We start from the raw sequence: 10364 nt of genomic DNA on the forward strand, positions 1-10364 counted from the left end.
TTCTAACATTTACTTATTATTGCTGCTTATTATTTCGACTTCCTATTTTTGAGAGATATTCATTACTCACAGCAAAAGTTTGGAAAAACTTTTCTGATAATGATAACCAATATGATCTACCATCTTTTTGCTTCCGTTTGACGATAAACTTCTTATCTAATAATTCTTTAATATGATCATATGCTCCTGAACCTCGAAGAAGAATAAGATCTGATTGCAGGATCTTTTTTTTGATTGCTATAGTTGCCAATGTTCTTAATTCGGATGTTTTCAAATCAGAAGGAAGCAAATCATCGACAAATTCATTAAGACTAGATTTTAGTTCTAGAGAAAAACTGTTATTAACTGCTTTTAATTCAATAGCTGAGTTTGGATTAGAGTATTTATTTTTTAGATCTTTAATTGCATCATTTATTGAGTTTATATCAGAATTAGTAATTTCTGAAAGATCCTTTTTTGTTATTGGTCTGCCTTTCAAATATAGAACAGCTTCAACTTTAGTAACTAGATCTATGTCAGATATTGGCGTGGTATTTAGATCAGATTGATTGATTTTAATTACCGAAATCTTTCCTAAGATACCTTAAATTTAATCTGACGCACCAAGGAATAACCTATATGTATCGTTTTGAGTTTCATCCCAGAATTTATAGCCTAGAATTCTTACAAATTTATTCCACTCTAAAATTTCATTTTTATCGATCAAAACTCCAATAACAATTTTCCCCACATCAGCTCCATAATTCCTGTAGTGAAATACGCTTATAGACCAATTAGATTTCATATTCTTTAAAAAGTTTATTAATGCGCCAGGCCTTTCAGGAAACTCAAATCTGTATAAAAGTTCAATAAAGTTTCTATATTCCATCTCTTTAAAATTCTTTGGTAATCTTCCACCTACCATATGTCTGAGATGATTTTTAGATAATTCATCATCACTTATGTCAATAAATGAGTACTCAGAATTTCTAAATACATTTAATAGATTTTTTTTATCATTTAAACCATAGACTTGAACTCCTACGAAGATCTGTGCATTTTTAGAATTCGACATCCTATAGCTAAATTCAGTTAAATTCCTATTATCAAGTAACTTGCAAAAATCAATCAGACTACCAGCATGTTCAGGAATTTCAACAGCCATCATTACTTCTTTACACTCTCCAAGTTCTGCTCTTTCTGCTACAAATCTAAGCCTTTCAAAATTCATATTTGCACCACATGCAATCGCGACCATTTTTCTATTTAAATGATTCGAATTTAAAATATCTTTTTTCATTCCCGCTATTGATAAGGCACCTGCGGGCTCTAGTATTGATCTAGTATCCTCAAAAACATCTTTAATAGCAGCACAGATTTCGTCGGTATTAACCCTGATCATCTTATCAATATATTTTCTACCAATATCAAAAGTATTTTTACCAATTTTTTTAACCGCTACTCCATCTGCAAATTGACCTACAGAAGATAGTTCCACAATTTTTTCTTCTTCCAAAGATTTCGTCATTGCGTCAGCATCTTCTGGTTCTACACCAATTATTTTTACTTCAGGCCATATTTTTTTAACGTATAAGGATATCCCTGATATCAATCCCCCACCACCTACAGAAATATAAATTGCATAAGGTTTTTCCTTAAGCTGCTGTTCAAGTTCTATAGCTATAGTTCCTTGTCCTGCAATTACTTCTGGATCATCAAAGGGATGAATAAAGCATAAATTTCTTTCTTGGCTAATCCTTATTGCCTCTTTGTAAGTTTCATCATAGTTATCGCCATATAATATAACTTTTGCTTTTAAATTTTTTACTGCATTAACTTTTACGAGAGGTGTGGTAATGGGCATTAATATGGTTGCTTGGCAATTTAACTTAAGTGCACTAAGTGCAACCCCTTGAGCATGATTACCAGCACTAGAAGTAATTACTCCTTGAGCAAGCTGTGAATTAGTGAGCTTACTCATTTTGTTATATGCACCTCTTATTTTGAATGAAAATACATCTTGAAGATCTTCTCTCTTTAGAAAAACTTCATTATTAAGTGTATTACTTAAATTATGAGCTTTCTCTAGTGGTGTTTTTTTTGCAACTTCATAGACTTCAGCTTGAAGTATTTTTTCAAAATAATCATTCATATATATATTTTTAGCATTAATTATTAATCTAATAAAACATTACATGATCTATTTCAAAAAAAATACTCATTTTGCACCTCAACGTTTTAGATTATATAGATACCAATTTTTGTTAAATGCTTTTAAGTGAGTTAAGTCATCCAAATCAACTTCATGGCTTAACAGTTTCACAATTAGAGGAAATTGCTTGTCAAATTAGAGAAAGACATCTTCAGGTAGTATCTACTAGTGGAGGACATCTTGGTCCTGGATTAGGTGTAGTTGAGTTGACATTGGCTTTATATCAAACTCTTGATCTTGATTTTGACAAAGTTGTTTGGGATGTAGGACATCAAGGTTACCCTCATAAATTAATTACAGGACGTTTTAGTCAATTTGATTCTCTAAGGCAACAAAATGGAGTCGCTGGATATCTAAAAAGAAGTGAAAGTAAATTTGATCATTTTGGTGCTGGACATGCAAGTACTTCTATTTCTGCAGCTTTAGGAATGGCAATAGCGAGAGATAGAAAAGGTGAGAATTATAAATGTGTCGCTGTTATTGGAGATGGCGCACTAACTGGAGGAATGGCATTAGAAGCTATAAATCATGCAGGTCACTTACCAAATACCCCTTTAGTTGTTGTATTGAACGATAATGATATGTCTATTTCACCTCCAGTTGGAGCTCTTTCATCTTACCTAAATAAGGTAAGAGTAAGTCCACCATTGCAATTTTTGTCCGATAGTGTTCAAGAAAGTGTAAAAAATATTCCCTTAATTGGTAAGGATATTCCAGAAGAACTCAAAAATATTAAAGGAAGCGTTAGACGATTATCTGTACCTAAGGTTGGAGCTGTTTTTGAAGAACTTGGATTTACATATATGGGTCCAATTGATGGTCATGATATTGGTAACTTAGTTAAGACCTTTAACGCTGCCCATAAACTCAAAAGACCTGTACTTGTTCATGTTGTCACAACAAAAGGGAAGGGTTACCCATATGCAGAAGCCGATCAGGTTGGATATCATGCACAGTCTGCTTTTGATCTTACAACTGGGAAATCTATTCCATCAAAGAAACCTAAACCTGTTAGTTATAGTAAAATTTTCGGTCAAACTTTATTAAAAATATGTGAGCAAGATAGCAAAGTCGTTGGCATTACAGCTGCGATGGCTACAGGTACTGGTTTAGATATATTGCAAAAAAATATCCCTGATCAATATATCGATGTAGGAATAGCAGAACAACATGCAGTTACTCTTGCAGCAGGAATGTCTTGCGATGGTCTTAAGCCTGTTGTAGCTATTTATAGTACTTTTCTTCAACGTGCTTTTGACCAATTAATTCATGATGTAGGGATACAAAATTTACCTGTATCATTCGTACTTGATAGAGCTGGGATAGTTGGAGCTGACGGTCCTACTCACCAAGGTCAGTACGATATAAGTTATATGAGATCTATACCTAATTTTGTATTGATGGCTCCAAAGGATGAGTCTGAATTACAGAGAATGTTAATAACTTCAATAAATCATAATGGTCCTACAGCTCTAAGAATACCCAGAGGCTCTGGATTAGGAGTGGCTGTAATGGATGAGGGTTGGGAACCTCTAAAAATAGGCGAAGCAGAAATACTTGAAGAAGGAGAAGATATTTTAATTATTGCTTATGGTTCAATGGTCGCATCAGCAATCGAAACAGCAAAGATCTTAAAAAACATGAACATTAATGTATGCATTGTTAATGCAAGATTTGTTAAACCTCTCGACAAAAATCTTATTATGCCTTTAGCAAGTAGGATTCAAAAAGTTGTAACTATGGAAGAAGGAACCTTAATAGGTGGATTTGGTTCCGCAATAGTTGAATTATTTAACGATAATGAAATAAATATTCCTGTATACAGAATAGGTATACCTGATGTATTAGTTGATCATGCATCACCTGATCAGAGCAAAGAAAAACTAGGCCTCATGCCTGATCAGATGGCAGATAAAATTGTTGAAAAATTTAAGTTAGTTAATTAAAAATTTAATAAATAAAAATTTTATAATTAAATATTTATAAAACACCACGTGAGGCTAATCCTAAGATTGCTCCAATTCCGAAAATATGACCTAGGCAATTAGCACCTACAACTGAAGCGTGACTTAAACCACCATAGAATTTTGAATTGGGTATTTCAAAACCTTCATTAGGTTTTCTTATTGTTGCTCTAGCAATAGCATAAGCAAAAACATTACATGCAATCATTACGACGGCACACTTAGGAGACCAAGAAAAAGTTGCTGGATCAGCAGCTGCAAATAATGTAGTAAGCATAAAAAATCGTTATTTTCATATATTCTCTAATACTTTTACCTAAAAAACACAAAATTGTAAAAGGTCTTAAGAGTTGTTTACTTCTAAGCTATTTAACATTTTTATAAATCCAAACAAAATAACAAAATCGCTTAGAGTAAGAAAGGATTCTGCAAAGCCATGCAAAAAGTCAACCTCAACAAGGTTTTTATCATAGTAATTTAGTGTGAAAATTGATACAAATATAGTTATGAATACGAATAATACAGTTAAGGAAAATCCTGTTTTTACAAAAATATTAACAGATTTGATTTTATATATGTAAAACAAAAATATTGTATATGGAATTATTGATACTGCGAACAATAATGTGTTATCAATTGAACCTAATTTTTCTATTAATTTAAAAAATAAATCATTCATAAGTCTCTTTTCCTTTAAAAATTATTATTGCAGCACAGGCTAATGTTGAATTTCCAACAAGTGTAAATATTCCTTGAAGTGATACTAGACCGTAAAGATTTTCTTGGTTGTCATAGATATGCCATGTGATCGCACACATAGCACCTATTAAGTTTGGGACCATAGCGAGGCTTAACCAAAAAAATAAATTATATTTTTTATATGTAGAAATTTTGTTTATGACTAATATGGCAAAAATCCATTCTATTACTGATGAGATATGTATTAACCAAGTTCCAAATGATAATTCGTGCAAAATTTTATATTTTTTTCTTTAAAACGTTGAGAACTTCTTTAGCATGATTTAAAGGCAAAACACTTATCCATCTATAAGAAATTTCCCCTTCTGGAGAAATCAAAAAAGTATTTCTATCTGAAAAAGGGGGAATCCAAGAACCATATTTATCGCTAATAATTCCTTCGGGATCAGATAATAAAGTGTAGTTTAGAGATTTTTCGCTGCAGAAACTTTCATGAGAATCTTTATTATCTGCGCTAATTCCAACAATTTCGGCATTATATTTTGAAAAATCCTTTTTTAATTCAGAAAACCCTTTAGCTTCAAGAGTGCAACCTGCTGTAAAGTCCTTTGGATAAAAATACATAACAAGCCACTTGCCTTGAAAATCATTTAATTCCCAAATCTTTTTTGATTTTATGTTTTTATTAAAGCCTTCTAATTGAAAATTTGGAGCCATGTCTCCAAGTTCTGGAGCGAAATCGAAAGCTATTGCTGAATTATAATTAATTAAAAGAATAAATGATATTAATATACTTACAACTAAATTTCTCATCAATATTTAGAATTTTTTTAAATCAACTCCATTTGATTTAGCAAATTTATCTAATCCAACTTTTTGTATAGATTTCAGCGCTTTGGTACTAATTTTTATATTTACCCATTTTTTTCCTTCTTCCCACCAAAGTCTCCTTTTTTGGAGATTAACTTGTTGCAATTTTTTTGTACGAATATGTGAGTGACTTACAGCCATCCCATTATTAGCTTTTGCTCCTGTCAGTTCGCAAACTCTTGACATATCTTTTGAGTTATATCTGTAAAAATTTTAACATACGACTCAATTTGTTGAATTAAGCAATTCTGAAATTAAATCAGCGTTATTATTTTGTAAATTAATAATCTGTTTTTGATCTAATCCACCAACCGATAGTTTAGCCATATCGTAAACATGATTTGCAATTTTAGATGCCAATGGATTTTCTGTAGGGGCTTTTTTATCAATAATTATTTTATTGCCTGTAATTTTATTTAGACCAACAATAAGAGGATGTTCCTTATTAATTAAAAGCACATGATATTCAGGTAAGCCAGGCATCTTTTGTTCCATGTAAGCACCCATATCATTAATTCTTCTCATTTGCTCTGGAAGCAAGATCATCGCAGGTGGTGCACCTTTACTTGAAAGTGACTGAACTTTAACTGTTACTTTTTCGTTGTTAAGAGCTTTTACAATCGTATCTCTAAGATTTTCTGTGTTCGATTTGCCATCCTTATCTACAATTTCTTTAGATTCATTATCTTCAAGTTCGTTTATTTCTGAATCAACTCTTTGAAACTGATAATCTTCGTTTTTACTTTCTAACCAAGGAAGAAATTGTGCATCAATTAAGGGATCTGATTTAATAACTTCCTTGTTTTCAGATAAGCAGATATTTAATGCGCTTGACTGAGCAATCGAATCTGAACAGTAAATTATTTTTTTAGAATCAGTTAAGTTACTTCGTTCCTTGTAATTAGCCAGAGTTGTGAAATATTTATCATTGGATTTGATAAGAGTTTTATTTTCAATATCTTTAGAGACGTCTTTTTCTGAATTTATTATTGTTTCAAAAATTATACTTTTATTTACTAATTCAGCAAATTTATCATCCTCGATAGCTCCAATTTTAATAAAAGCAGAGATAGAATCCCAAATTTCTGCATAAAATTCTGGAGAATTTTTTATCAAATCCTTCAGTTTATTAGCGATCTTTTTTGAGATAAATGATGATATAGACCTTACTTTTCTATCTGTTTGTAATGCACTTCTACTAACATTTAAAGGTATATCTGTAGAGTCAATAACTCCTCTTAGAGGTAAAAGGTATTTTGGTACTATCTCTTTAATTGAATCGCTTACGAATACTTGATTGCAAAAAAGTTTTATTTCTCCCTTTTCCCAATCAGCTCGACCTGACAACTTTGGAAAATACAATATCCCTTGTATGTCATATGGATAATCTGTATTTAGATGAATCCATAACAATGGATCTCCCTGGAAAGGATAAAGGTATTTATATAACTCAATATAATCTTCATCTTTTAATTCACTAGGTTGTTTTCTCCAAGGAGGATTTTTCTTATTGATTGTCTCTCCTTCTAATAAGACATCTATTGGCATGAAATCACAATATTTTTTTATTAGTGATTTAATCCTTTCAGGTTCGATAAACTCTTTTTCTTCTTCAAGCAGGTGAAGAATAACATCTGTACCAATTGTCTCTCTTTCTGCTTCCTCTAAAGTGAAATTTGGAGATCCATCACAAGACCATTTGAATGCTTTTGATTCACCAATTGCCGACTTAGTTAATATATCAACTCTATCTGCCACCATGAAACTTGAATAAAAACCTAGTCCAAAATGACCTATAAATTCATCATTATCTTTTTTGTATTTTGTTAGGAATTCTTCAGCACTAGAAAATGCAACTTGATTTATGTACTTCTTAATTTCTTCATCATTCATTCCAATTCCATTATCGGAAATTGTTAGCGTATTTTTTTCACGGTTAAGTGTTATTTTTACTTGAGCTTCCTCAGTATTCTCGCAATCACCTGCCATAGAGGCCATTCTTCTTTTACTAATTGCGTCAACACCATTACTAACAAGTTCTCTTAAAAAGATTTCATGGTCAGAATATACTGCCTTCTTGATAATTGGGAAAATATTTTCGGTATTAATACGAATTTCGCCTTTTTCCATTTAAAAAAATCAAACATCTTAAATATTATTTCGTAAAAACTAGTTAATCAAGTTTTATTAGGAGTATTGACCGTACAAGATATGAATTTAAAAGTTAAATAAATTTTGAAAAGGTTTTATTTAACCCACAAAATCTCACTACAATTATTTTCTTTCATAATTTGATAGGCTCTAGCCAAGTCATCACATGGATTTAAATGTAAGACAGCAATATTTCCTTTTTTCTGTTGCACTTTTTGTTCATTCATACCTTTTTCTAACAAATAAGAATCTTTAAACATCAATAAAATCTTCTTTTGATCAGTCTTTTCTTCCTTAATTAAATTTCTTAAAATGTCTACTGAAATTGTAAATCCAATCCCATTAAATATTTTCTCATTAGGACTATATGATCTTACTAACTCATCATATCTTCCACCTTTTGCGATGACGCTTTTATTTTTACCATTATCCCCTATTAATTGAAAAACTATTCCTTCATATAAATTTAGGTGAGGTTGAAATGTAGGATCAAGTTGTAATTTAACACCATATTTATTTGATATTTTTGATAATGTTTCAAATAAAAAATTTAAGTCATCTAATGTTTTACTAGCACCGTATATAGTTTTTAATTTATTTAATATTGCAATTGGCTCTCCTCGTGTGAATAAAAGATCTTTAAGAATATATTTATCATCTTCATCAATTTCTAATTTGGATAAATTATCTTGATCAAAATTAACCAGACTTTTCTTGATTTCTTCAAAATTATTATTCTTATATTTGTTAAGTATCAAGTCCATTATTTTTGTGGTGCTTACAAGTAGAAATAAATTACAACCATCCCTCAAATTAATATTATCGATTGAATCAAACAAAATATTAATAACTTCAATTTCTGGGTATTTTGTGTCATATCCAATTAATTCAATACCACTCTGCAATTTTTCTTGTAACTTAAATGAATTTTTATTATTTTGTTTTTTATCAAAAACCATTCCATTGGTAAATAATCTTATAGGTCTTTTCTTATTTATTAGTCTAGTAGATGACAATTTAACAATTGATGTAGTCATCTCTGGCCTAAGACATAATGAATTACTACTTACTATTCCTATAACTTGATTTTCGTCAATAACGCCACGGCCTTTTATGGTATCTAAAGTATTTATGAAGGAGGGTGAAACCTCTTCATATCCCCATAGTTTATAAATACTATTTAAATTATTTATGATGTTTGAGTTATTTTTTACATCGACTAATTTAATTTCCTTTATATCGGTCATTTTTATATTTAAGTAATTTTAGGTATAGAGATTTTTTTTGAATGGAGAAACTTTATCTAGTTCATTTTTTAATTCATTCTCAAGGCTGGGAGAACAAGCTAAAATTCTTCCTGAACATAAATTAAATTCGCCTGATGGATAATCAGAAATAATGCCACCAGCCTCTTTGACAATAATAGCACCGGCCGCTAGGTCCCATACCTCCAATCCTCTTTCCCAATATCCATCGACCTTACCCGCCGCAACAAATGCTAGATCAACTGCTGCTGCACCTCCTCTTCTAACACCTCTAGTTTTATGTGTTAAATAACAAAATTCAGCATAATTATTATCCTCTGTCTCAAATCTGTCATAAGAGAAACCAGTTACGAGTAAACTATCAGAAAGATTAGAGGTTTTCGATACTTTAAGTTCACTATCATTGCAGAATGAGCCTAAACCTATACAGGCTGAATATAGTTCATTTAAATAAGGTACTGATATAGCGCCTATAATTGGCTTATTTTTATATACAAGCCCAATAGAAGTCCCAAAAAAAGGATATCCATGGGAATAATTTGTAGTACCGTCTAATGGGTCTATACACCACGTTAAATCCGAAGATTTGGTTAATTTACCCGATTCTTCTGCATTTATAGATATGTTTGGTGTCTCTTCTAATAAATATTCTTTTATTTTATTTTCAACTTCCAAATCTACATTGGTAACTAGATCGCCCTTTCTACCCTTTGATGATATTTTCTGGATTTTATTGTAATTAACTTTTAAAATTTCATTACCAATTTGAGCGGAATTCTTAGCTACTTCGAACAGAATGGATAAGTTTACTTTATTTGCAAGTTCCTCTATTTCAATTAATTCAAACATGATAGTTAATCTTCCTCAAATTCCCATGGTGGCGCAACTCTTGTATTTCCCCTCCCAAAATATTGTCCAAATTGTAAATCATATACTTCATCTTCATATGTGGTTTCTACTACAAGATTTGAAGTTGCTTTAGCGACACAAAGAAGTGCATAGCCTTTGTCTTTTAAAGCCTGAGATACACCCATGGCTTCAGGTTGTTGTATGGTACCAGATTTAATTTTAACTGCACAACTTGTACAGCAACCATTTCTACATGAAAATGCAAGTTTGAAACCTTTCTTTTCAAATTCCTTAAGTATGTAATCATCACTATTGACCCGCTCTTGGTAGACCTTTCCGGTTTCCTTGTTTTTAATCGTGACTGTGAAAGTCTTT

12 protein-coding genes are annotated in these 10364 nt (G+C 31.2%); 1 reads left to right on the forward strand and 11 read right to left on the reverse strand.

What is annotated here, in order from left to right; translation table 11 throughout:
* Positions 1-16: 16 nt before the first annotated feature.
* Together scpB and ilvA are read right to left on the reverse strand one after the other, a co-directional pair.
* Positions 17-523 carry an SMC-Scp complex subunit ScpB gene (scpB, locus tag AMO19_RS07995; RefSeq protein WP_075508022.1) on the reverse strand — a complete coding sequence of 169 codons (507 nt, stop codon included), beginning with the start codon at positions 521-523 and terminating at the stop codon, positions 17-19.
* A 66-nt stretch (positions 524-589) separates the two neighbouring features.
* Entirely contained in the window at positions 590-2131 is a 1542-nt protein-coding gene (ilvA, locus tag AMO19_RS08000; RefSeq protein WP_075508023.1) for a threonine ammonia-lyase, biosynthetic, read from the reverse strand.
* Between the two features lie 116 nt (positions 2132-2247).
* Here ilvA and dxs point away from each other — a divergent pair, with 116 nt between their 5' ends.
* Positions 2248-4137: a 1-deoxy-D-xylulose-5-phosphate synthase gene (gene dxs, locus AMO19_RS08005; RefSeq protein ID WP_075508024.1), complete on the forward strand. Its 1890-nt coding sequence runs from the start codon at positions 2248-2250 to the stop codon at positions 4135-4137.
* A 34-nt stretch (positions 4138-4171) separates the two neighbouring features.
* On the opposite strand, the gene psaK is transcribed toward dxs, so the two are convergent.
* The 9 genes from psaK to AMO19_RS08050 form a co-directional block, all read right to left on the reverse strand.
* The gene (psaK, locus tag AMO19_RS08010) at positions 4172-4432 is read right to left on the reverse strand and encodes a photosystem I reaction center subunit PsaK (RefSeq protein WP_075508025.1); all 261 of its coding nucleotides are present in this window, start codon (positions 4430-4432) and stop codon (positions 4172-4174) included.
* 66 nt (positions 4433-4498) lie between these two features.
* Positions 4499-4834: a DUF3593 domain-containing protein gene (locus AMO19_RS08015; RefSeq protein WP_075508026.1), complete on the reverse strand. Its 336-nt coding sequence runs from the start codon at positions 4832-4834 to the stop codon at positions 4499-4501.
* Positions 4827-5129: a DUF2499 domain-containing protein gene (locus AMO19_RS08020; RefSeq protein WP_075508027.1), complete on the reverse strand. Its 303-nt coding sequence runs from the start codon at positions 5127-5129 to the stop codon at positions 4827-4829. The genes AMO19_RS08015 and AMO19_RS08020 overlap by 8 nt, the downstream gene beginning before the upstream one ends.
* A 4-nt stretch (positions 5130-5133) precedes the next feature.
* The gene (locus AMO19_RS08025) at positions 5134-5667 is read right to left on the reverse strand and encodes a peroxiredoxin (RefSeq protein ID WP_075508028.1); all 534 of its coding nucleotides are present in this window, start codon (positions 5665-5667) and stop codon (positions 5134-5136) included.
* 6 nt (positions 5668-5673) lie between these two features.
* Positions 5674-5910, reverse strand: coding sequence for a 50S ribosomal protein L28 (rpmB, locus tag AMO19_RS08030; protein ID WP_025881448.1), 237 nt, complete (start codon positions 5908-5910; stop codon positions 5674-5676).
* Between the two features lie 39 nt (positions 5911-5949).
* Entirely contained in the window at positions 5950-7854 is a 1905-nt protein-coding gene (htpG, locus tag AMO19_RS08035; RefSeq protein WP_075508029.1) for a molecular chaperone HtpG, read from the reverse strand.
* 116 nt (positions 7855-7970) lie between these two features.
* A complete protein-coding gene (locus tag AMO19_RS08040) occupies positions 7971-9122 on the reverse strand; it encodes an ATP phosphoribosyltransferase regulatory subunit (RefSeq protein ID WP_075508030.1) in 1152 nt (383 codons plus the stop codon).
* 18 nt (positions 9123-9140) lie between these two features.
* The gene (locus AMO19_RS08045; RefSeq protein ID WP_075508031.1) at positions 9141-9989 is read right to left on the reverse strand and encodes an inositol monophosphatase family protein; all 849 of its coding nucleotides are present in this window, start codon (positions 9987-9989) and stop codon (positions 9141-9143) included.
* 5 nt (positions 9990-9994) lie between these two features.
* The coding region (locus AMO19_RS08050) for a 2Fe-2S iron-sulfur cluster-binding protein (RefSeq protein ID WP_075508032.1) at positions 9995-10364 on the reverse strand (370 nt) is incomplete at its 5' end.

Origin of the sequence: Prochlorococcus marinus, assembly GCF_001180245.1 — a bacterium.
Lineage (GTDB): Bacteria > Cyanobacteriota > Cyanobacteriia > PCC-6307 > Cyanobiaceae > Prochlorococcus_A > Prochlorococcus_A marinus_F.

Bases quoted from the DNA above. Each gene is read 5' to 3' on its own strand.
- ilvA (WP_075508023.1), bottom strand. From the start codon at position 2,131: ATGAATGATTATTTTGAAAAAATACTTCAAGCTGAAGTCTATGAAGTT.
- dxs (WP_075508024.1), top strand. From the start codon at position 2,248: ATGCTTTTAAGTGAGTTAAGTCATCCAAATCAACTTCATGGCTTAACA.
- psaK (WP_075508025.1), bottom strand. From the start codon at position 4,432: ATGCTTACTACATTATTTGCAGCTGCTGATCCAGCAACTTTTTCTTGG.
- AMO19_RS08015 (WP_075508026.1), bottom strand. From the start codon at position 4,834: ATGAATGATTTATTTTTTAAATTAATAGAAAAATTAGGTTCAATTGAT.
- AMO19_RS08025 (WP_075508028.1), bottom strand. From the start codon at position 5,667: ATGAGAAATTTAGTTGTAAGTATATTAATATCATTTATTCTTTTAATT.
- rpmB (WP_025881448.1), bottom strand. From the start codon at position 5,910: ATGTCAAGAGTTTGCGAACTGACAGGAGCAAAAGCTAATAATGGGATG.
- htpG (WP_075508029.1), bottom strand. From the start codon at position 7,854: ATGGAAAAAGGCGAAATTCGTATTAATACCGAAAATATTTTCCCAATT.
- AMO19_RS08040 (WP_075508030.1), bottom strand. From the start codon at position 9,122: ATGACCGATATAAAGGAAATTAAATTAGTCGATGTAAAAAATAACTCA.
- AMO19_RS08045 (WP_075508031.1), bottom strand. From the start codon at position 9,989: ATGTTTGAATTAATTGAAATAGAGGAACTTGCAAATAAAGTAAACTTA.